The organism is Curtobacterium sp. YC1 (assembly GCF_016267665.1).
Lineage (GTDB): Bacteria > Actinomycetota > Actinomycetes > Actinomycetales > Microbacteriaceae > Curtobacterium.
On the sequence record NZ_CP066341.1, the window covers coordinates 2,358,587 to 2,384,820 of the forward strand.

Sequence of the window (26,234 nt, forward strand, 5' to 3'; positions counted from 1 at the left end):
GTTCGTTCGGGTGGGGGTTCCCGGTGGCGTTCCGCGCGGCGGCCGTCCGGCCTCGTCGCGCGACGTGGTCAGCGGCTGCGGTCGACGACGGAGTCGGCGAACCGGGTGAGCGCCTTCTTCACCGTGCCGTCCGGCAGCGGAGCGAGGGCGTCGACGGCTTCGCGGGCCCAGGCGACGGCCACGGCACGGGTGGCCGCGGTGGCCTCGTGCTCGCGGAGCGCGGCGACGGCCGACTGGTACGGCGCGGAGTCGACCACGTCGTCGGGCGCACCGTTGACGTCGCGCTCGATGCGCTCCACCAGGTGCTGCGCCGACGGGTCGGTCGCGGCCATCCGGCGCAGCTGGAGCACCGGCAGTGTGTCGACGCCGGCGCGCAGGTCGTTGCCGGCGATCTTGCCGGTCTTGTCGGTCGCCGGGGCGAGGTCGATGACGTCGTCGACGAGCTGGAAGGCGACGCCCACCTTCTCGCCGAAGGTGCCGACGGCCTCGAGCCAGGAACGGTCGGCGCCGGAGAACATCACACCGGCACGCGCGGCCGTCGCGATGAGCGATCCGGTCTTGTCGCTGAGCACCTGGATGTAGTGCTCCACCGGGTCGTCGTCGGGCTGCGGGCCGGTGGTCTCGTGCAGCTGCCCCATGCAGAGCCGCTGGAAGGTCTCGGCCTGCATGCGGATCCCCTCGGTGCCGAGGTCGGCCGTGATCAGGCTCGCGCGGGCGAAGAGCAGGTCGCCGGTCAGGATCGCCACGTTGTTGCCGTAGGTGATCTGTGCGGCGGGCACCCCGCGGCGGACCGGAGCCTCGTCCATCACGTCGTCGTGGTACAGCGATGCCAGGTGCGTCGTCTCGATGCTCACCGCTGCCTTGACCACGGCGTCGGTCACGCCGTCGCCGAGCTGCGCGATGAGCAGCGTGAGCGTCGGGCGGATCCGCTTGCCTCCCGCGGACAGCAGGTACCGGCTGGTCGTGTCGGCGAGGGTGTCCGTCGACCGCATGGCCTCCTCGAGGCCCTGTTCGACGAGCTCGAGCCCGTCGTCGACGGCGGCGATGAAGCGACGGTCTGCGGGCGTGGCGAACAGCCGCTCGCCGATGCCCAGCGAGGCGCGGAGGCTCGGCGCACGACGTGCGACCGGGACGCTCGGGTTCAAGTGCTGCTCCGTCTTCGGGGGTGGGGACCGGTCAGTCGGCCGGGTCGACGCGCGGCTGCTCGCCGGTGGTCTGGTGGTCGCGGCGGGCCTTCGCCCGGCGGGCGGCGGACTCGCGCACGGTGTCCGCGACGGGCTTGCGGCCACGGTGCAGTGCGACGATACCGGCCGTCAGGTTGCGGTAGGCGACGACCGAGAAGCCGACCCCGCGCAGCCACTGGGTCAGCACCTGCTGCTCCGGCCAGGCGTCGATCGACTCGGCGAGGTACCGGTAGGCGGCGGGGTTGCTGCTCGACAGTCGTGCGATGCCCGGCAGGACCCGCTTCAGGTAGGTGCCGTAGCCGACGCGCAGCAGGGCGCGGGGCGGCGTCGAGAACTCACAGATGACGACACGGCCACCGGGCTTGAGCACGCGCAGCATCTCGGCGAGCGCCTGCTTCGGGTCGTTGACGTTGCGCAGGCCGAACGAGATCGTCACGGCGTCGAACGAGTCGTCGTCGAAGGGCAGACGCTCGGCGTCGCCCTCGACGAAGGTGATCTCGGGGTGGCGCTCGCGGCCCACGGCGATCATGCCCGCGGACAGGTCGAGCGCGGTGACCTCGGCGCCCTTCTTGGCGAAGGCCGCCGCGCTGGTGCCGGTGCCGGCGGCGATGTCGAGGACCTTCTCGCCGGGCTGCGGGTCGACGGCCCGGACCGTGGCGACACGCCACAGCGGGGCGTTGCCCGCCGACAGGATGTCGTTCGTGAGGTCGTACTTGGCCGCGACGTCGTCGAACATCGCCGCAACCTCGTCCGGCCGCTTGTTCAGGTCCGCTCTGCTCACGCGCTCAATCCTAGAGGTCTCGACCGAGCGTTCACCGGACCCACAGCCACCCGGGTGGTGCGCGGCGGGTGCTGGACGACCGCGCGGGCGGGTACCGACGGCGCGCGGCCCGTCCACCGACCGCGCGTAGCATCGGGACCGTGACCCGAACCACCACGGCGGCGCCCCCGCTGACGGTCTCGACCCGGATCCTCGACGACCCGGGCACCGTCCTCCGCCACACCCTCCGCGACCGACCGCTGGCCTTCGTGCGGAACGGCGACGGCATCGTCGGCATGGGCGAGGCGCTGCGGTTCACGTTCACCGGGCCGGATCGGATGCGGGAGGCTGCGGCGGTGTGGCGCGGTGTCGTCGAGGCCGCCACGGTGGACGACCCGGTGCAGCTGCGCGGCTCGGGGCTCGTGGCGTTCGGGTCCTTCGCGTTCGCCGACGACTCCGCCGACGAGAGCGTGCTCATCGTCCCGCGCGTGGTGATCGGCCGGCGTCGGGGCAAGGCCTGGCTCACCGCCGTCGACACCACGGTCGGCGCCGAGCCCCTCGGGTTCACCCGGACATCGGTGCCGGTCCCCCACGTGGGCCCGCACGTCTCGGTCGTGCTCCGGCCCGGGCGCATCGACGAGACCGCCTACGCCGACGGCGTCACCGAGGCCGTCCGCCGCATCGTCGCCGGGTCCGCGCAGAAGGTCGTGCTGGCACGGGACCTGGTCGGGACGCTGCCCGACGGTGCCGACCGCCGCGCCGTGCTGCTCGACCTGGCCGCCGCGTACCCGCAGTGCGTCACGTTCGCCGTCGACGGGCTCGTCGGCGCCACCCCGGAGACCCTCGCACGCACGGACGGCACCCGGCTGAGCGCCCGGGTCCTGGCCGGCAGCGCGGCCCGGGGCACCGACGAGGTGTCCGACCGCGCCGCGGCGGAGGCCCTCGCGTCGAGCACGAAGGACGTCGAGGAGCACGCGTTCGCGATCGACAGCCTGCTCGCAGCCTTGCGTCCCCTGGCCACCGACCTGCGCGTCGACGCCGAGCCCTTCCGCCTGCAGCTGCCGAACCTGTGGCACCTGGCGACGGACGTGCAGGCCACGCTGCCACCGGACACCACCTCGCTCGACGTCGCCGACGCCCTGCACCCGACGGCCGCGGTGGCCGGGACCCCCACCGACGTGGCCGTCCGGCTGGTGGCCGAGCTCGAGGGCGTGGACCGCGGCCGCTACGCCGGACCGGTCGGCTGGATGGGGGCGACGGGCGACGGCGAGTGGATGCTCGCGCTCCGCAGTGCGCAGATCGACGACGACGGGACCGTCCGCGCCTGGGCCGGCGCGGGCATCGTGGCCGGGTCGGACCCGGCTCGCGAGGTCGCTGAGACCGCGCTGAAGTTCCGACCGGTCGTCGACGCGCTGGCCTGAGGCAGCGCCGGTCCGTCCGCTGGGACGGCGCCGGCTCCGGCGGCCGGACCGCGCCCCGGCACACGGATCGCGCCCCGACACCGTCGTCGCGCCCCGACTCCCCGGGGCGCGATGCCCGCAGCGGGGCGCGCGGCATCGAGAGCACCGGCAGCGCCCGCGAGACGGCAGCGCGCGCCCGGAACACGCGCCCGTCGGCATCCGCTCAGTCGGCCAGCGGGACCTCGATCACGACCCGTTCCGCGGGATCGGTGAGCACCTGCTCCAGGTCACCCCAAGTCGCGGCACGGCGGTACTCCCACCCGAGACCGGTGACGACGCGTTCGACGTCGACGTGCTGCGGGGTGGACATCATCCGGCGCATGTCGTGCGCGGGCGTGGTCGCCGCCACCTCGAGGCCGCGGAAGATCGCCCCGCCGTGGTCGTTGCCGACGACGACCTGCACCCGGTGGGTGCGTTCCTCGGTGCCGGTGACGAACGCGCCGAGGTCGTGCAGCAGCGTCAGGTCACCGAGGAGCACACGCGTGGTGCCCACCGACGCCGAGGACTGCTCGAGCGCCGCGGCGATGCCGAGCGCGGTCGAGACGGTGCCGTCGATGCCGGCGAGCCCCCGGTTCGCGTGCACCCGGATCTTCTTGCCGAGCACCCGGGCGTCGGCTTCGCGGATGAGCTGCGACGCGCCGAGCACGAGCCGGTCGTGCGGCCAGGTCACACCCCAGACGGCGTCGGCGAGCATGGCCCGGTCGACGGGGCGACGACGGAGCGCGACCTCGTCACGGAGGAACTTGTTCCGCTCCGCGCGGTCGGCCGAACGCTTCGCGTCGAGGTCCGGTCCGGCGTCGCCGTCCCCCGTGATCCGTCGGCTGGCGCCGACCCAGCGGCCCACCCACGCACGGTGCTCCGGGCGGGTGCGGCCCGTCACGCGGACGTCGGACACGAAGGTGGTGTCGGAGGGCCGGGAGGCGCGGGCCGGGTCGAAGGGGTCGGCCGCCGGTCCGCGGACCACGATCGTCTCGACCCCGTCGCGCTGCAGGAGCGCGGGGACCTCGCGACTGAGGGTGGGGTGGCCGAGGACGACGGCCCGTCGGACGGCGCCGCCGTGGCCCGGGTCGCGCAGGAGCTCGCGGTACGCCACCACCAGGTTGCGCCCGAAGCGCGCGCCACTCGAGACCTCGGCGAGGAGCGGCGCGCCGAGCTCCCACGCGATCCGCTCGGCGTCCTCGCCGGCGTCGTGCCCCGCGATGACGACGGTGCCCGGTTCGTCGTCCGGGCTGAGTTCGGCGACCGGCAACCCGGTGTGCGCGCGGCGGGTGGCGAACGCGAGGTCGATCTCGTCGTCGGGCACGCCGGTGACGTGCTCGTCCGACAGCCCTGCGGAGAGCGGCTCGCGGAACGCGACGTTGAGCTGCGCGGGTCCGGGCTGGCCGGAGTGGCCCGAGGCGGCTGCGACCGCCTGGCGCGCGAGGCTGCGGAGGGTGTCCCGGACGGTCGCGTCGACGCCGTGGGTCGACGGCGCCTCGACGTCCCGCACGAAGGCGACGGCCGGTCCGAACATGCCCGGCTGCACGGTCGTCTGGTTGCTGCCGATGCCGCGCAGTTCGTCGGGGCGATCGGCGCTGAGGACGATCATCGGCACACCGGAGTGGTGCGCCTCGAGCACGGCGGGGTGCAGGTTCGCGACGGCGGTGCCCGAGGTCGTGACCACGGCAGCCGGTCGGTGGGTCTCGACGGCCAGTCCGAGCGCGAAGAACCCGGCGGTCCGCTCGTCCAGCCGCACGTGCACCGTCAGCCCGCCGGCGCGTTCCAGGGCGGCCGCGGCCAGCGCCAGCGCCTGGGACCGCGAGCCGGGGCTGACGACCACGTCGGTCACACCGGCGCGGACGAGTTCCTGCAGCAGCGCGAGGGCGGTGTCCGTCGCCGGGCTGCCCGACCCGGCGGGGCCGTCAGCGATCGGTGCGGCCGTCGTCGTCGCGGTCGTGGAACTGGTCTTCGAGGTCTCGGAGGGTCGCGTCGTCCTGGTCCTTGTCCGTGAGGGTGTCGCCCGGCTCCGGCGTGGTACCGAGGAAGTCCGGGTCGTCTTCCGGTCCACGGTACCGGGCAGCGGGGGCCGGGGGCACCGGTGCGCGGCCGAGCAGGAACCACAGGACGCCGCCCAGGACGGGCAGGACGATGACGAGCAGGAGCCACACGCCGCGGCGCAGGGAACGGACGCGCTGACGGGGCATCGTGCCGCAGTCGATGGCGGCGTACACCGTGAAGGCGACGGCGGCCACGGCGACGATCAACCACAAGCGGACCATGCGGTGAAGTCTAGGTCGCGACCCTGTGATGCCCCTGCCGGTCGGCCGTCCGTAGACTCACCGTGTGAAAGCGTGGCTCCTGTACACCCTGGCCCGACTCGGCATCTTCGCCGCGGCGCTCGTGCTCCTGCTCGTCCTGACGCCGATGCGCTGGTACTGGGCGACGATCGTCGCGGCCCTGGTGGGTCTGCTCGTGTCGTACATCGCGCTGTCCGGCCTGCGCACCCAGGTCGCGCTGAGCCTGGCGAACCGCCGTGGTGTGCGGGACCGCGACGCCGACTCGGACTTCGAGGACGACTTCGTCGAACGCCGGGACACCGACGCCGCCTGAGCCGACCCGACGGCCCCTCCGGCCGGGAAGCCGGCCCGCGTGGCTACGGCTGGACGGCCAGCGTGATCCCGAGCACCACGCCGTACGCGAGCGATGCGAACGACGACAGCTGCAGGGCCGTGATGAGCTCCCGCGGCTTCCGCGACGAGACCCCGATCGCCAGGGCCGGCAGCGCCAGCAGCAGCGAGAAGTACGTCAGGCCGGTGCGGAAGTAGAGCAGCACGAACCACAGCAGCACGACGTACGGCAGCATCAGGAACAGGCCGAAGAGCACCCGTGCCACCGGACGGCCGACGACCACCGCGAGCGTGCGCTTGCCCGCCAGGTGGTCCTCGTCGATGTCGCGGATGTTGTTCACCATGAGGACGGCGCAGGCGAAGAACCCGGCGGCGACCGCGGCGGCCCATCCGCTGACGGTGACCGCGCGGATCTGCACGAACTGCGTGCCGAGCACGGCGACCAGCCCGAAGAACACGAAGACGAAGACCTCGCCGAGGGCGTTGTAGCCGTACGGCTTCTTGCCGCCGGTGTAGAACCAGGCGGCGACGATGGCCGCGGCGCCGACGAGCAGCAGCCACCACAGCTGGGTGAGCAGCACGATCACGAGCCCGGCGACCGCCGCCAGGCCGAAGAACGTCAGCGCGACGGTGAGCACCGTGCGGGGCTTGGCCAGACCGGCACCGGTGAGCCGCGCGGGGCCGACGCGGAACTCGTCGGTACCGCGCACGCCGTCGGAGTAGTCGTTGCTGTAGTTCACGCCGATCTGCAGGAACAGGGCCACGGCGAGGGCGAGCAGCGCGACGGCGAGGTGGCCGTCCTGCGCCAGGTAGTCGCCGAAGTCGCCGGGCTGCCCGCTGTCGACGAACGCGACGGCCGTGCCCAGCACGACCGGGACGACCCCGAGGGTCAGGGTCCGCAGGCGTGCGCCGCCGATCCAGTCGCGGGCGGTCGCCTTCCGCTTGCCGCGGGCGGGGGCAGCGGCCTTCGCCGGGTTGCCGGACCGGCCCTGCTTCTGCGTCGAGTTCTTCGTTCGTGCCACGAGCACCGATCCTATTGCCGCCGCGGCGCCGCGCGGCTCGCGGCCCTACCGGCCCGGGTCGACGAGGGCACGCACGGCCAGGCGGTCCGGCTTGCCCGACGCCAGCGCCGGCAGCCGCTCCACCAGGACCACCTCCGCGGGGCGGGCGGCACGTCCCAGGGCGTCCCCGACCACGGAGCGCACGGTGTCGAGGTCGAGCGGCTGCTCGGTCACGACGACCGGGACCTCGCCCCACTCCCCCGCCGTGCGACGCGTGACGACCGCGGCCTCCTGCCCGGGCATCCCCCGGACGATCCGCTCGACCGCACCGAGCTGCACCTTCTCGCCGCCGGAGATCACCACGTCGTCGAGGCGCCCGAGCACCTGCACCACGCCGTCGGTCAGCCGCGCGGCGTCACCGGTGCGGTACCAGCGCAGTCCGTCCCGCTCGACGAAGGTCGCCGCGGTGCGGTCGTCGTCGCCCAGGTACCCCTCGGCGAGCATCGGCCCGGCCAGCTGGAGTTCCCCGTCGACCAGTGCCGTGCGGACGGTGCCGAACGGGGTCCCGTCGTACACGCAGCCGCCGCTCGTCTCGCTGGCGCCGTACGTCGTCACGATCCGGACCCCGGCGTCGGCCGCCCGCTGTCGCAGCGGCGCGGGGGTGGCCTGGCCGCCGACGAGCACGGCGTCGAAGCGCGCGAGTGCCCGGGTGGCGTCGGGGTCGTCGAGCACCCGGGCGAGCTGCACCGGCACGAGCGATGTGTAGCGCCGGGGTGCTGCTGGACCGGTCACGAGCCGGTCGGCCGCGTCGGTGAACGCTCTCGCCGCGAAGTGCCCCGGGGCGACGACGACCGGGTCGGTCCCCGCGGTGATGGACCGGGTCAGGACGTTGAGCCCGGCGATGTAGTGCGTCGGCAGGGCGAGCACCCAGCGCCCCGGGCCGCCGAGCGCCGCGTCGGCAGCGGCCGCGCCGGCCAGGAGCGCCTCGGACGACAGCGCCACGCGCTTGCCGGTGCCGGTGGACCCGCTCGTCTCGACCACCAGGGCGACCGCCTGCCGGACCTCGGCCGGAGGTGGTGTCGGCAGCGCCGGGGCCCCCTCGGCGACGGGGAGCAGTGCGGGGCCGCCGCCGAGTGCCGCCTCCAGGCCGCGCAGGACGGCCGACGGGTCCGACGTGCCGGTCGCGACCAGCGGGCGGGGCATCAGTAGTGCCAGGGGAAGGCGGTCCACTCGGGAGCGCGCTTCTCGAGGAACGAGTCGCGACCCTCGACCGCCTCGTCGGTGCCGTAGGCCAGGCGCGTGGCCTCGCCGGCGAACACCTGCTGGCCGACCATGCCGTCGTCGACGGCGTTGAACGCGTACTTGAGCATCCGGATCGCCGTCGGGGACTTGCCGAGCACGATCTCGCCCCAGCGGATCGCCTCGCGCTCGAGGTCCGCGTGCGGGACGACGGCGTTCACGGCGCCCATCTCGTACGCGCGCTGGGCGGAGTACTCCTGGGCCAGGAAGAAGACCTCGCGGGCGAACTTCTGCCCGATCTGCTTGGCGTAGTAGGCGCTGCCGTAGCCGCCGTCGAACGAGCCGACGTCGGCGTCGGTCTGCTTGAACTTCCCGTGCTCGGCGCTCGCGATGGTGAGGTCGCAGATGGCGTGCAGCGAGTGCCCGCCACCGGCCGCCCAGCCGGGCACGACGGCGATGACGACCTTCGGCATCATCCGGATGAGGCGCTGGACCTCGAGGATGTGCAGGCGACCCATCGACGCCTGGGCCGCCGCGGGGTCGACGCCCTCCGGCGGTGCGCCCTCGTCGCCCACGTACTGGTACCCGCTGCGCCCGCGGATGCGCTGGTCGCCGCCGGAGCAGAAGGCCCAGCCGCCGTCCTTCGGGCTCGGGCCGTTGCCGGTGAGCAGGACCACGCCGACGCGGGGGTCCTGGCGGGCGTCGTCGAGGGCGCGGTACAGCTCGTCGACGGTGCGCGGGCGGAACGCGTTGCGGACCTCGGGACGGTCGAAGGCGACCCGGACGATCCCCTTCGAGACGTGCTTGTGGTACGTGATGTCCGTGAACTGCTCCGCGATCGGAGCCGCGGTCCAGACGTCGGGATCGAACAGGTCGGAGACGGGAGCAGCCATGCCCCCAACGTACCGCCGGCTGCACCGGCGGCGGTCGGGTCAGGTCAGGCGCCCATGCCCGTCAGGACCTCCGGCGCGACGAACACCAGGATCACGATCAGGATGACCGGGTTCGCGAAGAACGCCACCACGACCCCGACCGCGCCGTACCACCGGCCGAACGACCCCACCGCCGCGACGAAGCCGAGCACCGCCGCGATCAGGGTCAGGAACACGACGACGAAGCAGATGCCGAACGCGAAGTTCGTGTCCCCGCCCATGAACACCGCGAACGCGCTGGCGTCGACCGCGGCCGAGACCACGGCGAGCCCGAGGGCGATCTTGCCCACGACGGGGTTGCGGCGTCGGGGTGTACCGGTCTGCCGGACGTCGACGGTGTTGCGGTGCATGAGCCGGGCGAACTCGTCGGTACCGGACGCACCCGCCGCGGCCGGGCGAGCGGCACCGGACGGACGACCGCCACCACGGGACGGGTCGGACGGGCGTTGCGTCGCGCGCTGCGACGCGCGCTGCTGCGGATCCGCCGCCACCGAGCCTCCATCGTTCCGGGTCGTTCCCCTCGCCGACCGAGGCCGACCGGTGCATGCTAGTGCCCCGCCCTGGCGGTCCCCTCCGAGGAACCGGCAGGTCGACTGGGCGCGGTGGGAGGATGGCGACGTGCTCCCCGACCTCGCCGACCTGCTCGCCGACGCGCACGTGGTCGCCCTGCCCATGCGGGTGCGGTTCCGCGGCATCACCACGCGTGAGGCCGTCGTCCTCCGCGGCCCGTCCGGGTGGACCGAGTTCTCGCCGTTCGTCGAGTACGACGACGCCGAGGCCGCCGCGTGGCTCCGTGCGGCCGTCGACTTCGGCTGGACCGACCACGAGCCGACCGCCGGGTCCGTCCCGGTCAACGCCACCGTCCCGGCGATCGTGGCCGACGACGTCGCCGACCTGCTGCGCCGCTACCCCGGCTGCACCACCGCCAAGGTCAAGGTCGCCGAGCCCGGCACCACCGTCGACGACGACGTCGCCCGGGTGGCGGCGGTCCGGCGCGCGATGGGGCCGGACGCCGCCGTCCGCGTCGACGCCAACGGGCTGTGGAGCGTCGACCAGGCAGCGGCGGCCCTCGAGCGCCTGGCACCGTTCGACCTGCAGTACGCCGAGCAGCCCTGCGCGACGGTGCCGGAACTCGCCGCGCTGCGGGACCGGATCGACGGGCTCGGCGTACGGATCGCCGCCGACGAGAGCGTCCGCAAGGCCACCGATCCGCTGGCGGTCGCCCGCGCCGGTGCCGCGGACGTCCTCGTCGTCAAGGCGCAGCCCCTCGGTGGCGTCACCGCCGCCCGACGGGTGATCGCCGAGGCCGGGCTGCCCTGCGTGGTCTCCAGTGCGCTCGACACGTCGGTGGGACTCGGGATGGGGGCATTCCTCGCTGCGGCGGCGATGTCCCCCGGGTACGCGGCGGGGCTCGGCACCGCGGTGATGTTCACGGGTGACGTCACCACGGCGCCGCTGCTGCCGGTCGAAGGGCGGGTCCCGGTGCGTCGTGTCGAGGTGTCGCCGGAGTTGCTGGCGCGGTACGCGGCGTCGCCGGAGCGTTCGGCGTGGTGGCGTGAGCGGGTGGCCCGCGTGCACGCACTGCTCGCCGCCGCCGGGTAGCGCCGGCGTCTCCGTTCGACGCCGCCAGGTCAGCGAGACGCCGCCGGGATCAGCGGCGTCTCGCCGACGAGACGGCGTCCCACCGACACGACGGCGTCTTCCTGGCCTCGGACGCACCCGGACGACGGACGGGAGGCGCGGTGCCAGCTGGCACCGCGCCTCCCGTCCGATCGTGGTCGCGTCAGCGACCCACCCAGCTCACAGTCCGGAGTAGCTGTGCAGACCCTTGAAGAAGACGTTGACGACCGAGAAGTTGAACATCACCGCGGCGAAGCCGATCAGGGCCAGCCACGACGAGCGCGCTCCGCGCCAGCCGCGGGTCGCACGCGCGTGGATGTACCCGGCGTAGACGACCCAGATGATGAAGGTCCACACCTCCTTGGTGTCCCAGCCCCAGTAGCGGCCCCAGGCGCGCTCCGCCCAGATCGCACCGGCGATGAGCGTGAAGGTCCAGAGCACGAAGCCGACGAGCAGGACGCGGTAGGTCAGCACCTCGAGCCGGTCGGCGTCGGGCAGCGTCGCCATGAAGCGGAGCTTGCTCGACGGTCCGCGGCCCTGGCGGTACGTCTGCACGAGCTGCGCCACCGCCAAGCCTGCGCCGAGGGCGAAGAAGCCCGTGCCGGCGATCGCCACGAAGACGTGGATGACGAGCCAGTACGACTGCAGCGCCGGCTGCAGCGGGACGACGGGGACCCAGTAGTTCACCGTCGCGACGCCGAGCAGGATGATCGTGAGCCCGGTGATGAAGACGCCCAGGAACTTCAGGTTCTGCCAGAACTGCACGAGCAGGAAGATCAGCGTGATCAGTGCCGTGCCGGTGAGCGAGAACTCGAACATGTTGCCCCACGGCACCCGGTCGGCCGCGATCCCGCGGAACACGACCGAGGCGACGTGCAGCACCAGCGCCAGGATCGTCATGGCCATGCCGACGCGCTCGAACTTCGTGCCGCGCCCGGCGGAGCCGCCCGACGGAGGCGTCGCCACCTGCTCGAGGACGACGGTCCCGCCGCGGACGGTCGCGACCGTCTTCGCACCGCGGGCCGACGCCGCTGCGGAGCCCGCGGTGTCGCCGGCACCGGCACCGGCGGCAGCCGCCGCGGTGACCTCACCGGACCGTTTGGCCATGTCGAGGGCGAACGAGATGAACGCGATCACGTACACCGCCATCGCGGAGTACGTGAGCACGACCGAGTAGGTCGCCAGGTTCGTGGTCATGTCGTTCACTGGGGCATCCTAACTCCGAGGTCCGACGTGTGGCGCTGGGCGATGTCCGCGACGGCCCGCTCGAGGTTCGGGTCCTCGCCACGGGCGAGCCCGGCGTACTCGAGGTCGTACTCGCCGTGCTCCGCTCCCGTGCGCGGGACCACCTTCACCCACACGCGGCGGCGCGGGACGAACAGCGAGGTGAGCAGCCCGAGCGTCGACAGGAGCGCGAACCCGCCGACCCAGAGCTGCGAGGGGTCGTGGTGCACGTCGAGCGAGACGTACCGCTTCACCCCGTCGAAGGTGATCGACCCGGCGCCGTCGGGCAGCTGCTCGGTCTGTCCCGGCTTGAGCTCCAGGCTCTTCGTCGCCGCGTCCGTCCCGGCGATCTGCTGCAGGCCGCCGGTGTTCAGCGTGTAGACGCTCTGCGGGACCCCGTCGTCGAGGCCGAGGTCGCCGGTGTAGACCTGCAGCGTCAGGAGCGGGTTCTCGGCGTCCGGGTACGCCGAGGTGTACGCGCCGCGCTCGTTCTTGACCGCCGTGGGGTAGAAGAACCCGCGGATGCCGAGCTGGTCCGGCGAGGCGTCCGGCACCTTCACGACGCCCAGCGAGGTGTAGTTGTTGTCCTGTGGCAGGAACGGGACGACGTCCTGGAACGCCACGTCGCCCTTGCCGTCCCGCACCGTGAGCTGCATCGCGTAGCCGTTGCCGAGCAGGTAGACGTTCGTGCCGCCCACGTGCAGCGGCTCGTTCACGCCGAGCCGGCTGGTCTTCGGCTCGCCGCCCTTCTCGGTGCTCGTGACCGTCGCCGAGTAGTCGAGCGCCTGGCCGAGGGCGTCGAGGTTGCGCTCCTCGTAGGTCGTCGTGAACTCGTCGAGTCGCAGGTTGTAGCCCTTGAGGTCCGTCTGCTGGAACCACCGACCCGGGTTGAACGAGTCGTACGAGCCGAGCACGTTCGAGAAGGTCTGGCCCTCGACCAGCAGGCGCTGGCCGGTGAACCCGAACCCGCCGCCGACGCCGACCGCCAGCAGCACGCCGACGAGCGCCGAGTGGAACACCAGGTTGCCGGTCTCGCGCAGGTAGCCGCGCTCCGCGCTCACCGAGTCGCCGAACCGCTCGACGCGGTACCCGGACCGCTTGAGGATCGCGGTGGCGCGCTGGACCGCCTGCTCGGCGGACGGGAGGCCCGTGGTGACGTCGATCCCGGTGGTCCCGTCGATCATCGCGTCACGCTCGACCGCCACCCGGCGGAACCCCGCCAGTCGCGTCAGCCGCGCCGGCGTCCGGGGCGGACGCGTGCGGAGCGCCTGCCAGTGGTGCTTCGTGCGGGGCACGATGCAGCCGATGAGCGAGACGAAGAGGAGCAGGTAGATCGCCGAGAACCACACCGAGGTGTACGTGTCGAAGACCTGCAGGGCGTCGAGGACCGGGAACAGCTGCGGGTGGTCGGCCTTGTACTGCACCACGCCGTTCGGGTCGGCGGTGCGCTGCGGTACGAGCGAGCCCGGGATCGCCGCGAGGGCGAGCAGCATGAGCAGGAACAGCGCCGTGCGCATGCTCGTGAGCTGGCGCCAGAAGAACCGCAGGTACCCGACGAACCCGAGCTTCGGCTGGTTCGGGCCGCTGTCGACGGGGGCGGAGCCGTCGACGTGGTCGGACGGTCGCTGCGGATCGGCGGCCCGGTCGGTGCCGGCCGCCTCGGCACCGGTCGTCGTGTCGTCGGGGTCAGATCGCGGGGACAAAGCTCTGGATCACCGCCCCGACGCTCGACATGACGGCCGACCAGATACCGGTGACCATGAGCAGACCGATGACGATCAGGATCGCTCCTCCGATGATGTTGACGGTGCGCATGTGGCGCTTCAGGGCAGCGATGGCCCCGGTGGCCCAGCCGGCCCCCACCGCGACCAGGACGAACGGCAGGCCGAGTCCGATGCAGTACGCGACGCCGAGCCACATGCCCTGCCAGGCGCTGCCGGACTGCACGCTGAGCAGGTTGATCGCGGCGAGCGTCGGGCCGAGGCACGGCGTCCAGCCGAGGCCGAACACGATGCCGAGCAGCGGGGCGCCGACGAGCCCGGTCGCGGGTGTCCAACCGGGCTTGATCGTGCGCTGCAGGAAGGTGAACCGGCCGACGAAGACCAGGCCCATCAGGATGACGACGACCCCGAGCACCTGCGTGATGAGGTCACGCCACCGGACGAGCCAGAAACCGAGCGCACCGAACACCGTCGTGTACGCCACGAACACCGCGGTGAACCCAGCGACGAACAGCAGCACCCCGACCACCACACGACCGCGGCGCTGGCCGCCCTCGGCGATCCCGCCGACGTACCCGAGGTACCCCGGCACGAGCGGCAGCACGCACGGCGACAGGAACGACACGAGACCGGCGAGCGCCGCCACGGGCAGCGCGACGGCCATCTGGCCGCTCAGGATCGCGTCGGCGAAGGGGTTGGAGGCCACCGGTCAGGAGGCCTTGCCGGCGTCGAGCTCGTCGCTGACCAGGGTCTTCAGGATGCTCGTGCCGTCGATCGCACCGAGCACCCGGGCGGCGACGCGGCCCTTCGTGTCGAGGACGATCGTCGCGGGCACGGCGTTCGGGGCGATCTGGCCGGAGAGGGCGAGCTGCATGGTGCCCGTCCGCTGGTCGAGCACCGTCGGGTACTCGACACCGAAGGTGCGCTCGAACGCGGCGGCGGTCGCTGCCTCGTCGCGGACGTTGACCCCGATGAACGCGACGTCGTCGGAGTCGGCGTACGCGTCGTGCACCTGGTTGAGGTACTTCGCCTCGGCGCGGCACGGCGGGCAGCTGGCGTACCAGAAGTTCAGGACGACGACCTTGCCGCGCAGGTCCTCCGACGAGACGGTGTCGCCGTTCGCGTCCTCCGCCCGGAACGTGACCGGGTCGCGGCGGTCCTCCGCCGAGACCTCGGTCACGGCGCCGTCGCCGGAGATGTAGTTCTGGGTCGTGCCGTTGCCGTACTGCTTCGCGAGGTCGCCGCTGTCCGACGAGCAGCCGGACAGCACGAGTGCTGCGGCGATCGCCGTCGCCGCGAGGACCGCGAACCGCTTGCCGGTGCCGTGCACACTGCTCGTGCGCTCCACACCGCTCGTGCTGGCCTCACTGCTCGTGCTGGTCACACTGCTCGTGCTGGTCACACTGCTCCTTCGTCGACGGCGGTCGCGCGCAGGTCCTGCGCGGGGTCCGCGTACCCGACCTCGGTGAACCGACCGGTCGACGAGGCGGGTACCCGTTCGACGGTGGTGATGCTCGACAGGTCGCACCGACGCTTGCGCGGGTCGTGCCACAGGGGCTCCCCCGCGAGCCTGCGGTGCACCATCCAGATCGGCAGCTGGTGGCTGACCAGGACGACGTCCCCGCCGTCGACGCTCTCCCACGCCGTGGTCATCGCCGCGAGCATGCGGTTCGCGATCGACTCGTAGGCCTCGCCCCAGCTCGGACGGAGCGGGTTGGCGATCCACGGCCACTCCGCCGGACGGCCGAGCGAGCGCTTCGTGAACCCCGGGGGCTGCCCCTCGTACCGGTTCGTCGGCTCGATCAGCCGCTCGTCGAGGCGCACGTCGAGCCCGAAGGCCTCGGACCAGGGAGCGGCAGACTCCTGCGTGCGCTGCAACGGCGAGGCCACGATCCGACGGACGTCGACGCCGGCGTCCTTCCAGGCGGTCGCGGAGGCCTGGGCCATCCGCGTGCCGAGGTCGCTCAGTCCGAAGCCCGGCAGCCGACCGTAGAGGACGCGGTCGGGGTTGTGCACCTCACCGTGCCGGACGAGGTGGAGTCGGGTGGCGGGCATGGGTTCCAGTCTAGGTCGCTCGTGCGTTCCCACCGCCCCCTCAGGGGATTCACCGGATGCGGAAGCGCTCAGCCGCCGAGCTCACCGGAGAGCCGCCCGTGGATGGCCACCGAACCGGTGTTGAGGTTGACCACCTCGACGGTGGAGCCGTGCCTGGCGAAGCGCTGCTCCACGCCGTCGAGCGCGGCGACGGTCGAGGCGTCGAAGACGTGCGCGTCGGACATGTCGATGACCACGTGCTCCGGGTCGTCGGCGTACGAGAACCGGGTGACGAGGTCGTTCGACGAGGCGAAGAACAGGGCGCCGCGGACGCGGTACCGCACGGTCCGGTCGTCGACCGGCTCGCGGACGACCTCGACGACGTGCGCCACGCGGCGGGCGAAGACCAGGGCCGCCACGACCACGCCGACCAGCACCCCGGTCGCGAGGTTCTCGGTGACGACGACCACCACGACGGTGATGAGCATCACCGCGGTCTCGCCGAGGGGCATCCGGCGCAGGGTGCGCGGTCGGACGCTGTGCCAGTCGAACGTCGCGACGCAGACCATGAGCATCACGGCCGTCAGGGCGGCCATGGGGATCTGGGCGACGAGGTCGTGCAGGACGATCGTGAGCACGAGCACCGAGGCGCCGGCCACGAAGGTCGACACCCGGGTGCGGGCTCCGGCGGTCTTCACGTTGATGACCGTCTGGCCGATCATCGCGCAGCCGCCGGTGCCGCCGAAGAACGCCGACGCGATGTTCGCGACGCCCTGCCCCCACGACTCCCGCCACTTGCTCGACCCGGTGTCGGTGAGCGAGTCGACGAGCTGCGCGGTCAGCAGCGTCTCGATGAGTCCGACGATCGCGACGCCGAAGGCGTACGGCGCGATGATCTGCAGGGTCTCGAGCGAGAACGGCGTCACGATCGGGTTGAACCCGGGCAGCGCGGTGGGCAGCTCGCCCTCGTCACCCACCGTCGGGACGACGATGCTGAAGAGCATCGTGATCCCCGTGATGACGACCACCGCGACGAGCGGCGCCGGGACCGCCTTCGTCAGGAACGGGAACCCGACGATGATCGCGATGCCGAGGGCGGTGAGCGGCCAGACGACGAACGGGACGTCGTCGCCGAGCAGGTTCGGCAGCTGCGCGGTGAAGATGAGGATCGCCAACGCGTTGACGAAGGCGACGTTCACGCTCCGCGGGATGAACCGCATGAGCCGCGCGACACCGAGGAACCCGAGCACGAGCTGGAACACCCCGCCGAGCACGACCGCGGGGACCAGGTACTCGATGCCGTGCTCGCGGACGAGCGGTGCGATGACGAGCGCGACGGACCCGGCTGCCGCGGACACCATCGCCGGTCGGCCGCCGACGATCGAGATGACGATCGCGATGATCACGCTCGAGAAGAGCCCGACGGCCGGGTCGACGCCGGCCACGACCGAGAACGAGATGGCCTCGGGGATGAGGGCGAGCGCGGTGACGACACCGGCCAGGACCTCGCGGGTGAGCATGCGGGGAGAGCGGAGGGCGGCGAGGACGCTCGGGGCCGTCGGCGCGTGGGTGATCACGGACATCGTCGTGAACTCTACCCTCACGTGAGAGTAGAGTTGCGCACCGTGAGCACCAGCGACGTCCCCGACACGATGCACATCGGCGAACTCGCCGACCGCGCCGGCATGTCCCTGCGCACCATCCGGCACTACGACGAGGTCGGGTTGCTCGTACCGAGCGGCCGGACCACGGGCGGGTTCCGGGTGTACACGGCGCAGGACCTCGAACGCCTGCTCGTCATCCGCCGCATGAAGCCGCTCGGGTTCACGCTCGACGAGATGGCCGAGCTGCTCCGGGTCGTGGACGCCCTCGCCACGAAGGACCCCGACGGCGCTCCGGCCCTGGCGGCACGTCTCGACGAGTGGCTCGCCGACGCCCGGGCCCGGCACGCGAAGCTCGTCGAGCGGGCCGGGATGGCCGAGGAGTTCATCGGCACCCTGGGGTCACTCCGCGCGTCGCTCCCCTGAGCCGTCGAGCACGCCGGCCGCGACGAGGCGACTGCGTTCCCGCTTGGCCTCGGCCATCTCCGCCATCATCTCGCGCAGCCGATCGTGCTCGGCGATCACCCGACGTGCCCGCCACGGCCGGAACCGGTGCCGCCGACGCACGTTCGCCTTCCACTCCTCGTCCCGCCGCGCGAACAAGGCCTTCACCGGGTCCTGTTGCGTCATGTCTGCTCCTCTTCCGTCACCAGTTCCAGCACGAGCTTGCCGATGACCTCGTCGGCCTCGCGAAGGATCTGCATGTTGTACATCGCTGCCGCGACGAGTCTCCCGATCTCGGCGCGACCCACGTCCGCGTCCGTGACGTGGTCGACCGTCCAGACGAACCGCGCCCAGGCCCGATCGCGCTGTTCCCGCGCGACGTCCCGACGCCACCGGACGACCGCCCACAGCCCACCGACGACCGCCACCAGCACCGTGAAGCACGCCGTGCACAACGCGGCGACGACCACCGCCACCGCCGCCGGCGGCCAGGCCGCGAGCTCCCCCGTCCCCGTCCCCACCCGGTCCCCCTCTCGTCCCGCGACCCGGCCACGTCGAGAACGCTACGGAGCCCGAGCACGCCGCCACGGGCCTCCCGGCCAGCCGGTGGACGACACGACAGGCGAGCCGCCCTGTGGAGGGATGAGGAGACGGACCGACGCCGCCGGACGCAGGCCGGTAGACTCGACCACCGTGATCGAACGCACCCGCATCGCCGACCTGGCAGCCCTCCCCGACGGCCCCGTCTCCGTGGCCGGATGGGTCGAGACCGTCCGAGACCAGAAGAAGGTGCAGTTCGTCGTGCTGCGCGACGAGTCCGGCGCCGTCCAGCTCGTGAACCCGGCGACGCGCGAGGCCGAGGACGGCGACGACGCCGCACAGGTCGCGCTCGCGACGACCAACGAGATCTCCGGCCTGGCGCACGGCACCTTCGTGCACGCCACCGGCACGCTCAAGCACGACGAGCGCGTCAAGCTCGGCGGGCTCGAGGTCAAGATCGGCTCGCTCCAGGTCGTCAGCGCGGCGATCCCGGAGACCCCGATCGCCGACGACTCCTCGCTCGACAAGCGCCTCGACTGGCGCTTCCTCGACCTGCGCAACCGCAAGCAGAACCTCATCTTCCGCATCCAGACCACGCTGGAGCACGCGTTCCGCACGTACTGGGTCGACCGCGACTACATCGAGATCCACACCCCGAAGCTCATGGCCTCGGCGTCGGAGTCCCGTGCCGAGCTCTTCCAGCTCGAGTACTTCGAGACGACCGCCTACCTGGCGCAGTCGCCGCAGAACTTCAAGCAGATGGCGCAGCCGGCCGGCTTCGGTGCCGTCTTCGAGATCGCCGACGCGTTCCGTGCCGACCCCTCCTTCACGAGCCGTCACGCGACCGAGTTCACGAGCGTCGACGCCGAGTTCTCGTGGATCGAGTCCCACGAGGACGTCATGGCGATGCACGAAGAGGTCCTGGTCGCCGGCATCACCGCCGTCAAGGAGAAGTACGGCAAGGACATCGAGGAGGTCTTCGGCTTCGAGCTGCAGGTCCCCGCGACGCCGTTCCCCCGCGTGACCCTGGCCGACGCCCGCAAGATCGTGGCGGACAGCGGCTACGACGTCGTCCGTGCCGACGGCGACCTGGACCCCGAGGGTGAGCGCCGCGTCGCCGCCTGGGCCAAGGAGACGCACGGCTCGGAGTTCGTCTTCGTCACCGAGTACGACGCCTCGATCCGGCCGTACTACCACATGCGCAAGCCGGGCGACCCGTCGGTCACCAACAGCTACGACCTCATCTTCAACGGCGCCGAGATCTCCACGGGTGCCCAGCGCGAGCACCGCGTCGACGTGCTCGAGGCGCAGGCCGTCGAGAAGGGCCTCGACCCGGAGGAGCTCGGCTGGTACCTCGACTTCTTCCGCTACGGCGTCCCGCCGCACGGTGGCTTCGGCATGGGCCTGGCTCGCGTGCTGATGCTCATGCTCGGTGAGCCGTCGATCCGCGAGGTCACGTACCTGTTCCGCGGCCCGACGCGCCTGACCCCGTAGTCACCGGCGAACGAGCAGAAGACGCCGCCTCCGAGTTCCGGAGGCGGCGTCTTCTGCTCACGGAGCGACGGGACAGGAGGCCCGGCTCAGCTCCGCCAGTCGATGGCGGCCCGCGCCGTGACCAACTCGCGGATCTCCGCTGCCGCGGCCTGGTGGTCCGGGTGCACCTGGTACGCGTCGAGCCCCGCGAGGTCGTCGAACGTCGCGACGACGGCGACGTCGTGGTTCTTGTCGGGGTAGGCGACGTTCTCGACGACCTCGAGCGTGCGGATCGCGTCGATCGTGCCGACCAGGCCGGTCAGCAGCTCGCGGATGCGCGCGATCGACGCGGCGCGGTCGAGGTCCTCGCGCAGGGACCAGGAGACGACGTGCGAGATCATGCGCGGGCCTCCGCCTGCTCGAGTGCGCGGGCGAGTCGGTCGGCGTCGACGTGCCAGGTGCTGTGGACGCGCCCGTCGACCAGCACGACGGGGATGTCCTCCGCGTACTCGAGGCGGAGGGCGTCGTCGTCCAGGATCGAGCGCTCCTCGATCGTGACGCCGGGGTGGTCGGCCACGACGCGTTCCACGACGGGGCGGGCGTCGTCGCAGAGGTGGCATCCGGGCTTCGTCAGGAAGGTCACTGCTGGCATGCCCCCAGCGTAGCCCGGTGCCGTCCGACGCCCGGGAACGGAAAAAGCCCCGGCGGACCGGGGCTTCTCGTGCAGGTCCTCCGACCTGCGTAGACCGTGTTCGGTCTACTTCTTGTTGCGGCGCTGGTGACGCGTCTTGCGAAGGAGCTTGCGGTGCTTCTTCTTCGCCATGCGCTTGCGACGCTTCTTGATGACAGAACCCATGTGGACCTCGCTCGGACTGATGCTGATGTACGGACACCGGGCCGAAGAGACCGCGGAAAATCAACCTGCCCGATCCTACCGGCTGCCCGCTGCGATGTCGAACGCGCGGTCAGCCGACGTCGGCGATCCCGCCGCGCAGCACGTCGGCGACGGCCGACTCCGGCACGCGGAACGACCGCCCGAACCGGATCGCGGGGAGCTCACCGGCGTGCACCATGCGGTAGACGGTCATCTTCGAGACGCGCATCATCTCGGCAACCTCCGCGACGGTGAGGAAGCGCACGTCGTCGAAACTGCCGGTCATGATCCGCCTTCGCCGAGCTCGCACGCGCCTGCGTACGGGAGTGGTGTGACCCGTGTGGTCTGTGGCAACTGTAGATGGGCGCGCGAGCCGGTGTCCAGGATCAGTCCGTGCCCTGCGCCCGGTCCGCGTCGCGGGGTCCGTCCTCGTCGCCACGACGCGTGAACCGCTTGCGGCTGCGGTCGACCACGCGCTCCCACCCCTGCTGCGCGCCGGAGATCGCGGCGGTCGCCCGGAAGGACGCCTCGGCCATCACCCGGCCGAGCTCCGTGCCGACCTCGACCGTGGTCGTGCCCGCCGCGCCCGAGCGTCGGACCGACACCGGCTGCCCGTCCGGCGTCCAGGCGGTCGTGGCCGGTCGGCCGTCGGCGTCGACCGCGGTCGTGAACGGCAGCACCCACTCCTCCAGCTGGACGAGCGGTTCCGGGTCGAGCCGGTAGAAGCGGTGCTGGCCCTCCTCGCGACTCGTCACGAGCCCGATGTCGCGCAGGACCCGCAGGTGCTTCGACACCGTCGGTTGGCTCACCCCGAGGCGCGCGACCAGCTGGCCGACGCTGAGTTCGCCGCCCGTGACGTCCGATCCGTAGGCGGCGAGCAGGGTCCCGAGCAGCTCACGCCGGGTGGGGTCCGCCACGACGGAGAAGATGTCGGCCATGGTGGCAAGGCTAGCCGGGGCACCACGGATGTACCATGTCGAACCGTCCCGGCCCCTGTCCTCGGAGGCATCCGCATGCTCGACCGAACCGAGCCGCCCGCGCACCGCGTGAGCGCCAGCCGCCGACGGGTCGGACGCGTCGCCACCGTGCTCCGATCGTCGCCGTCACGACTGGCGATCCTGGTGTTCATCGCCCTGATCTTCCTGTTCACCGTGCTGTTCATGACCCCGTGGGCCTCGGCCGACGGGTCCGGCACCCACTTCTCGGACGCCCTGTTCACCGCCGCGTCGGTGGTCTGCGTCACCGGGCTGGCGACGGTGGACATGGCCACGCACTGGTCGGTGTTCGGCAAGACCCTCGTGGTGATCGGCACGCAGATCGGCGCGGTCGGCGTCCTGACCTTCGCGTCGATCCTCGGGCTCTTCGTCACGCGCCGCCTCGGGCTCCGGGCGAAGCTGATGGCGGCCGGCGACTCGAACCCGCTCCGGACGCACCACGGTGCCGTGCCGGAGGGGCAGGCGGTGCGCCTCGGCGAGGTCGGCACGCTGCTCGCGACGGTCGCGGTGAGCACGCTGACGATCGAGATCGTGCTCGGGCTGCTCCTCCTGCCGTCGGTCCTGCTGGCGGGCATCCCGTTCTGGACCGCCGTCGGCGACTCGTTCTACTACGCGGCCATGGCGTTCACGAACACCGGCTTCTCGCCGAACGCCGACGGGCTCGACCCCTTCGCGCACGACTACTGGTTCCTCTCGCTGCTCATGGTGGGCGTCGTCGCGGGGTCGATCGGCTTCCCGGTGATCCGCGCCGTGACGAAGCAGTTCCGGACGCCCCGACGGTGGCCGATCCACGTCAAGCTCACCCTGGCCACCAGCGCCGTGCTGCTGCTCGGCGGGATGGCCGCCTACATCGCGCTCGAGGCGTCGAACCCGACGACGTTCGGCGAGGAAGGAGCGGGCCGCACGGCGTTCCAGGCCCTGTTCCTGTCGACGATGACGCGGTCCGGCGGCTTCTCGCTCGTCGACTTCGACCAACTGAACGGTTCGAGCCTGCTCGTCACGGACATGCTCATGTTCATCGGTGGTGGCTCGGCGTCGACCGCCGGCGGCATCAAGGTGACGACGCTCGCGGTGCTGTTCCTCGCGGCGGTCGCCGAGGCCCGCGGACGCCAGAGCATGGAGGCCTTCGGCCGTCGGGTCCCGAGCGACGTCCTGCGCGTCGCCGTCGCGGTCGTGCTGTGGGGCGCCACGATCGTCGCCGTCGCGACCGTCGTGCTCCTGCAGATCACCGACGACTCGCTCGACCGCGTGCTGTTCGAGGTGATCTCGGCGTTCGCGACGTGCGGCCTGTCGTCCGGCGTCTCCGCGGACCTGCCGGAGTCCGGCAAGTACGTGCTCGCCGCGACCATGTTCCTCGGCCGGGTCGGTACAGTGACCATCGCCGCTGCACTGGCCGCCAGCCAGAGCCGGCAACTGTTCCGTCGTCCCGAGGAGAGGCCGATCGTTGGCTGACCGCACCCGTCCGCCGCACCCGCTCGGTGCGATCAGTCACGACGCCCCGGTGCTGGTGATCGGCCTCGGTCGGTTCGGCGCGGCGACCGCCGGGCAGCTCGAGCGGCAGGACCGCGAGGTCCTGGTCGTCGACACCGACCCCGGTCTCGTGCAGAAGTGGTCCGACCGCGTCACCCACGCGGTGCAGGCCGACGCGACCGACATCGACGCGCTCCGGCAGATCGGCGCGCAGGACTTCGCGATCGCGGTGGTCGGCACGGGCAGCGACCTGGAGTCCAGCGTGCTCATCACCGCCAACCTGGTCGACCTCGGCATCCCGCAGATCTGGGCGAAGGCCATCAGCCGGTCGCACGGCACGATCCTGTCCCGCATCGGGGCGAACCACGTCGTGTACCCGGAGCGCGAGGCCGGCGAGCGGACGGCCCACCTGGTGTCCGGTCGGATGCTCGACTTCATCGAGTTCGACGACGACTTCGCCGTGGTCAAGATGTTCCCGCCGCGGGCGGTACGCGGGAAGGACCTGGCGACGACGGTGATCCGCACGCGCTTCGGCCTCACGGTGCTCGGCATCAAGCCGCCCGGCAGCCCGTTCGTGCCGGCTACCCCGGAGAGCATCATCGGCGAGGACGACGTCATCATCGTCTCGGGGTCGGAGACCGACCTGGAGCGCTTCGCCGCCTACGAGTAGCGAGCGCGGCCCGGGTCGCGACCAGGGCCGGACAGGAGGCCCGTGGCAGCGTCGCCACGGGCCTCCTGTCCGCCTCGGGGTGCGTCTACGACGCGGCGATCTCCTCGGCACGCGCGATCGCGGCGCGCGACGCGCGCAACAGCGTGTCCGCCAGGTCGGCGTCCTGCAGCACCGCGACGGCACGCTCCGTCGTGCCCTTCGGGCTCGTCACTGCACGGCGGAGGTCGGCGGGCGCACGGCCGGACCGCTCCAGCAGCTCGACCGCGCCGCGCACGGTGCCCTGCACCATCGTCGCCGCCTGGTCGGGCGTGAAGCCGAGTTCCTCGGCGGCGCGCTGCCACTGCTCGACGAGCAGGAAGACGTACGCGGGGCCGGAGCCCGAGACGGCCGAGAGCGCGTCGAGCTGCGACTCGGGCACCTCGATGACCTCACCCGAGGCGGTGAACACCGACGACGCGAGCGCGACGGCCTCGGCGTCGGCCGAGGCGCCGGCACTGATGCCGGTGACACCGTGCCCGACGCCGATCGGGGTGTTCGGCAGTGCGCGGACGACACGGACGCCCTCCGGCAGCCGTGCCTCCATGCTCGCGGTGGTGGTGCCGACGGCCACGCTGACCAGGACGGCACCGGGCTCCAGGTCACCGGCGACCTCGTCGAGCAGGTCCGCGATCACGTACGGCTTCACGCCGAGCACCACGAGTGCCGCCCCACGGACCGCCGCCCGGTTGGCGTCGGGGTCGGTGTCGCTCGCGGTGGCGGTGAGCGCGCGGTCGCGGAGGGCCGCCGCGGACTGCTCCGACTTCGTGGTCAGGGTCACGGTGGCCGGGTCGAGTCCGGCGGCGAGCAGGCCGTCGAGGACCGCGCCGGACATGGAGCCGACCCCGAGCAGGGCGGTGCGGGGCAGGTCGATCGTCATGCTCCCGACCCTACCGACGCCGCCCGCCTAGGATCGTGTCGCAGACCACGAGGAGGGACACCTGTGAGCGCTTCGGGAGGCACGAAGGCGATCTTCGCCGCACTCGGTGCCAACATCGGCATCGCGATCGTGAAGTTCATCGCGGCGGCGATCAGCGGATCCGCGTCGATGCTGGCCGAGGGCGTGCACTCCCTGGCCGACTCCGCGAACCAGCTCCTGCTCCTGCTCGGTGGCCGGAAGGCCCGACGCGCGGCGGACCAGGAGCACCCGTTCGGCTACGGCCGGGAGCGCTACGTGTACGCCTTCGTGGTGTCGATCATCCTGTTCTCGGTCGGCGGCGTCTTCTCGCTGTACGAGGGCATCGAGAAGCTCACCCACCCGCACCCCCTCGAGAACTGGTGGCTGCCCCTCACCGTGCTCGTCATCGCGATCGGCCTCGAGGGCTTCTCGCTCCGGACCGCGTTGCGTGAGGCCCGACCGCAGAAGGGCTCGCAGAGCTGGGTGCAGTTCGTCCGCCGGGCGAAGGCCCCCGAGCTCCCCGTCGTCATGCTCGAGGACACCGCGGCCCTGCTCGGCCTCGTCTTCGCCCTGTTCGGCGTCGGGCTGACGGCCCTGACCGGCAACGGCGTGTTCGACGCCGTCGGCACGATGTTCATCGCGGCGCTGCTCATCGCCGTCGCCGTGGTGCTCGGCATCGAGACGAAGAGCCTGCTCGTCGGCGAGGGAGCGAGCGCGGCCGACGTCGAACGGATCAAGCGCGCCGTGCTCGACGGTCCCGAGGTCGACGAGATCATCCACCTGAAGACCCTGTACCTGGGCCCCGACGAGCTGATGGTCGGCGTGAAGGTCGCGGTCGACGGCGACCGCCGTCTCGGTGACGTCGCCGCCGGCATCGACACCGTCGAAGAGCGTGTCCGGAGTGCCGTGCCGATCGCCCGCGTGATCTACGTCGAGCCGGACGTCCTGCGCACCGGGCCGCAGCCGCCGACCGAGGCGATCGTCATCCTCGCCGCTGACTGAAGAAGTCGTCGAGCAGTTCGGCGCACGCGGCCTCGAGCACGCCGCCGACGACCTCGGACCGGTGCGGCAGCCGGCGGTCCCTGGCGATGTCGTAGACGCTGCCGCTGGCACCGGCCTTCGGGTCCCACGCGCCGAACACGACCCGGGGCACCCGTGCGGCCATGACGGCGCCGGCGCACATCGGGCACGGTTCGAGCGTGACCACGAGCGTGTGCTCCTCGAGGTGCCAGTCCCCCGTCACGGCCGCCGCGGCCCGCAGCGCGAGCACCTCGGCGTGGGCCGTCGGGTCCTGGCGGGCCTCGCGCTCGTTCCGGCCGGTGGCGACGACGACGCCGTCACGGTCGAGCACCACCGCGCCGACCGGGACGTCGTCGGTGTCCAGGCACCGCCGGGCCTCGTCGAGTGCACGCTCCATCGCCGGGACGAACGGGCGGGCTGCGGGCTCCTCCA

General features: G+C 72.1%; 31 protein-coding genes. 8 read left to right on the forward strand and 23 right to left on the reverse strand.

The window, feature by feature from the left end:
- Positions 1-68: 68 nt before the first annotated feature.
- Together I8920_RS11005 and I8920_RS11010 are read right to left on the reverse strand one after the other, a co-directional pair.
- Complete coding sequence (locus tag I8920_RS11005; protein WP_198656385.1) at positions 69-1,145, reverse strand: polyprenyl synthetase family protein; 1,077 nt, start codon at positions 1,143-1,145, stop codon at positions 69-71.
- Between the two features lie 31 nt (positions 1,146-1,176).
- Positions 1,177-1,965 (reverse strand): demethylmenaquinone methyltransferase, encoded by a 789-nt coding sequence (locus I8920_RS11010; protein ID WP_198656386.1) that lies wholly within the window; start codon positions 1,963-1,965, stop codon positions 1,177-1,179.
- Between the two features lie 140 nt (positions 1,966-2,105).
- On the opposite strand from I8920_RS11010, the gene I8920_RS11015 reads away from it, so the two are divergent.
- Positions 2,106-3,365, forward strand: a complete 1,260-nt coding sequence (locus tag I8920_RS11015; protein WP_198656387.1) for an isochorismate synthase — start codon at positions 2,106-2,108, stop codon at positions 3,363-3,365.
- 202 nt (positions 3,366-3,567) lie between these two features.
- On the opposite strand, the gene menD is transcribed toward I8920_RS11015, so the two are convergent.
- Positions 3,568-5,313: a 2-succinyl-5-enolpyruvyl-6-hydroxy-3-cyclohexene-1-carboxylic-acid synthase gene (gene menD / locus I8920_RS11020; protein ID WP_198658726.1), complete on the reverse strand. Its 1,746-nt coding sequence runs from the start codon at positions 5,311-5,313 to the stop codon at positions 3,568-3,570.
- A complete protein-coding gene (locus I8920_RS11025) occupies positions 5,306-5,662 on the reverse strand; it encodes a PLDc N-terminal domain-containing protein (RefSeq protein ID WP_198656388.1) in 357 nt (118 codons plus the stop codon). Before I8920_RS11025 ends, menD begins: the two co-directional genes overlap by 8 nt.
- A gap of 64 nt (positions 5,663-5,726) precedes the next feature.
- Here I8920_RS11025 and I8920_RS11030 point away from each other — a divergent pair, with 64 nt between their 5' ends.
- Positions 5,727-5,993 (forward strand): DUF4229 domain-containing protein, encoded by a 267-nt coding sequence (locus tag I8920_RS11030; protein ID WP_198656389.1) that lies wholly within the window; start codon positions 5,727-5,729, stop codon positions 5,991-5,993.
- A gap of 43 nt (positions 5,994-6,036) precedes the next feature.
- Here the strand turns inward: I8920_RS11030 and I8920_RS11035 are convergent, their stop codons facing one another.
- The 4 genes from I8920_RS11035 to I8920_RS11050 are packed head-to-tail and all read right to left on the reverse strand — an operon-like array spanning position 6,037 to position 9,673.
- A complete protein-coding gene (locus tag I8920_RS11035) occupies positions 6,037-7,038 on the reverse strand; it encodes a 1,4-dihydroxy-2-naphthoate polyprenyltransferase (RefSeq protein WP_198656390.1) in 1,002 nt (333 codons plus the stop codon).
- 39 nt (positions 7,039-7,077) lie between these two features.
- On the reverse strand, positions 7,078-8,214 hold the full coding sequence (locus I8920_RS11040) for an AMP-binding protein (protein WP_198656391.1): 1,137 nt from the start codon (positions 8,212-8,214) through the stop codon (positions 7,078-7,080).
- A complete protein-coding gene (locus I8920_RS11045) occupies positions 8,214-9,143 on the reverse strand; it encodes a 1,4-dihydroxy-2-naphthoyl-CoA synthase (protein ID WP_198656392.1) in 930 nt (309 codons plus the stop codon). Before I8920_RS11045 ends, I8920_RS11040 begins: the two co-directional genes overlap by 1 nt.
- A 44-nt stretch (positions 9,144-9,187) precedes the next feature.
- Positions 9,188-9,673, reverse strand: coding sequence for a hypothetical protein (locus I8920_RS11050; protein ID WP_198656393.1), 486 nt, complete (start codon positions 9,671-9,673; stop codon positions 9,188-9,190).
- 127 nt (positions 9,674-9,800) lie between these two features.
- Between I8920_RS11050 and I8920_RS11055 the strand changes: the two genes are divergently transcribed.
- Positions 9,801-10,784, forward strand: a complete 984-nt coding sequence (locus I8920_RS11055; RefSeq protein WP_198656394.1) for an o-succinylbenzoate synthase — start codon at positions 9,801-9,803, stop codon at positions 10,782-10,784.
- Between the two features lie 198 nt (positions 10,785-10,982).
- Here the strand turns inward: I8920_RS11055 and ccsB are convergent, their stop codons facing one another.
- The 6 genes from ccsB to I8920_RS11085 all read right to left on the reverse strand — a co-directional run bounded on the left by ccsB (position 10,983) and on the right by I8920_RS11085 (position 17,364).
- Positions 10,983-11,999 (reverse strand): c-type cytochrome biogenesis protein CcsB, encoded by a 1,017-nt coding sequence (ccsB, locus tag I8920_RS11060; RefSeq protein WP_198658727.1) that lies wholly within the window; start codon positions 11,997-11,999, stop codon positions 10,983-10,985.
- A gap of 5 nt (positions 12,000-12,004) precedes the next feature.
- A complete protein-coding gene (resB, locus tag I8920_RS11065; RefSeq protein WP_198656395.1) occupies positions 12,005-13,729 on the reverse strand; it encodes a cytochrome c biogenesis protein ResB in 1,725 nt (574 codons plus the stop codon).
- Entirely contained in the window at positions 13,713-14,411 is a 699-nt protein-coding gene (locus I8920_RS11070; RefSeq protein ID WP_198658728.1) for a cytochrome c biogenesis CcdA family protein, read from the reverse strand. Before I8920_RS11070 ends, resB begins: the two co-directional genes overlap by 17 nt.
- 45 nt (positions 14,412-14,456) lie before the next feature.
- Entirely contained in the window at positions 14,457-15,149 is a 693-nt protein-coding gene (locus I8920_RS11075; protein ID WP_332873159.1) for a TlpA family protein disulfide reductase, read from the reverse strand.
- Positions 15,146-15,802, reverse strand: coding sequence for a histidine phosphatase family protein (locus I8920_RS11080; protein ID WP_198656396.1), 657 nt, complete (start codon positions 15,800-15,802; stop codon positions 15,146-15,148). The genes I8920_RS11075 and I8920_RS11080 overlap by 4 nt, the downstream gene beginning before the upstream one ends.
- 68 nt (positions 15,803-15,870) lie before the next feature.
- The gene (locus I8920_RS11085; protein ID WP_198656397.1) at positions 15,871-17,364 is read right to left on the reverse strand and encodes a SulP family inorganic anion transporter; all 1,494 of its coding nucleotides are present in this window, start codon (positions 17,362-17,364) and stop codon (positions 15,871-15,873) included.
- Positions 17,365-17,433: 69 nt separating this feature from the next.
- Between I8920_RS11085 and I8920_RS11090 the strand changes: the two genes are divergently transcribed.
- Positions 17,434-17,808 carry a MerR family transcriptional regulator gene (locus tag I8920_RS11090; RefSeq protein ID WP_198658730.1) on the forward strand — a complete coding sequence of 125 codons (375 nt, stop codon included), beginning with the start codon at positions 17,434-17,436 and terminating at the stop codon, positions 17,806-17,808.
- Here the strand turns inward: I8920_RS11090 and I8920_RS11095 are convergent.
- Together I8920_RS11095 and I8920_RS11100 are read right to left on the reverse strand one after the other, a co-directional pair.
- On the reverse strand, positions 17,785-18,012 hold the full coding sequence (locus I8920_RS11095) for a hypothetical protein (RefSeq protein ID WP_198656398.1): 228 nt from the start codon (positions 18,010-18,012) through the stop codon (positions 17,785-17,787). The genes I8920_RS11090 and I8920_RS11095 overlap by 24 nt on opposite strands.
- Positions 18,009-18,347, reverse strand: a complete 339-nt coding sequence (locus I8920_RS11100; protein WP_198656399.1) for a hypothetical protein — start codon at positions 18,345-18,347, stop codon at positions 18,009-18,011. Before I8920_RS11100 ends, I8920_RS11095 begins: the two co-directional genes overlap by 4 nt.
- 172 nt (positions 18,348-18,519) lie before the next feature.
- Between I8920_RS11100 and aspS the strand changes: the two genes are divergently transcribed.
- On the forward strand, positions 18,520-19,860 hold the full coding sequence (gene aspS / locus I8920_RS11105) for an aspartate--tRNA(Asn) ligase (protein WP_198656400.1): 1,341 nt from the start codon (positions 18,520-18,522) through the stop codon (positions 19,858-19,860).
- A gap of 86 nt (positions 19,861-19,946) precedes the next feature.
- Here the strand turns inward: aspS and I8920_RS11110 are convergent, their stop codons facing one another.
- The 5 genes from I8920_RS11110 to I8920_RS11130 all read right to left on the reverse strand — a co-directional run bounded on the left by I8920_RS11110 (position 19,947) and on the right by I8920_RS11130 (position 21,651).
- Positions 19,947-20,240, reverse strand: coding sequence for a Dabb family protein (locus I8920_RS11110; RefSeq protein ID WP_198656401.1), 294 nt, complete (start codon positions 20,238-20,240; stop codon positions 19,947-19,949).
- A complete protein-coding gene (locus I8920_RS11115) occupies positions 20,237-20,491 on the reverse strand; it encodes a glutaredoxin family protein (protein WP_198656402.1) in 255 nt (84 codons plus the stop codon). The genes I8920_RS11110 and I8920_RS11115 overlap by 4 nt, the downstream gene beginning before the upstream one ends.
- A 105-nt stretch (positions 20,492-20,596) precedes the next feature.
- A complete protein-coding gene (locus I8920_RS11120) occupies positions 20,597-20,695 on the reverse strand; it encodes a 30S ribosomal protein bS22 (protein WP_003792170.1) in 99 nt (32 codons plus the stop codon).
- 109 nt (positions 20,696-20,804) lie between these two features.
- Entirely contained in the window at positions 20,805-20,999 is a 195-nt protein-coding gene (locus tag I8920_RS11125; protein ID WP_022902482.1) for a helix-turn-helix domain-containing protein, read from the reverse strand.
- A 100-nt stretch (positions 21,000-21,099) separates the two neighbouring features.
- Positions 21,100-21,651: an ArsR/SmtB family transcription factor gene (locus I8920_RS11130; RefSeq protein ID WP_198656403.1), complete on the reverse strand. Its 552-nt coding sequence runs from the start codon at positions 21,649-21,651 to the stop codon at positions 21,100-21,102.
- A 75-nt stretch (positions 21,652-21,726) separates the two neighbouring features.
- On the opposite strand from I8920_RS11130, the gene I8920_RS11135 reads away from it, so the two are divergent.
- Positions 21,727-23,160, forward strand: a complete 1,434-nt coding sequence (locus I8920_RS11135; protein ID WP_198656404.1) for a TrkH family potassium uptake protein — start codon at positions 21,727-21,729, stop codon at positions 23,158-23,160.
- Positions 23,153-23,848 carry a potassium channel family protein gene (locus I8920_RS11140; protein WP_225559035.1) on the forward strand — a complete coding sequence of 232 codons (696 nt, stop codon included), beginning with the start codon at positions 23,153-23,155 and terminating at the stop codon, positions 23,846-23,848. The genes I8920_RS11135 and I8920_RS11140 overlap by 8 nt, the downstream gene beginning before the upstream one ends.
- 85 nt (positions 23,849-23,933) lie before the next feature.
- On the opposite strand, the gene proC is transcribed toward I8920_RS11140, so the two are convergent.
- A complete protein-coding gene (gene proC / locus I8920_RS11145) occupies positions 23,934-24,764 on the reverse strand; it encodes a pyrroline-5-carboxylate reductase (protein ID WP_198656405.1) in 831 nt (276 codons plus the stop codon).
- A 63-nt stretch (positions 24,765-24,827) separates the two neighbouring features.
- Here proC and I8920_RS11150 point away from each other — a divergent pair, with 63 nt between their 5' ends.
- Positions 24,828-25,784 (forward strand): cation diffusion facilitator family transporter, encoded by a 957-nt coding sequence (locus tag I8920_RS11150; protein ID WP_198656406.1) that lies wholly within the window; start codon positions 24,828-24,830, stop codon positions 25,782-25,784.
- On the opposite strand, the gene I8920_RS11155 is transcribed toward I8920_RS11150, so the two are convergent.
- Positions 25,765-26,199, reverse strand: coding sequence for a nucleoside deaminase (locus I8920_RS11155; protein WP_198658732.1), 435 nt, complete (start codon positions 26,197-26,199; stop codon positions 25,765-25,767). The two genes, I8920_RS11150 and I8920_RS11155, sit on opposite strands and share 20 nt — an antisense overlap.
- Positions 26,200-26,234 lie beyond the last annotated feature (35 nt).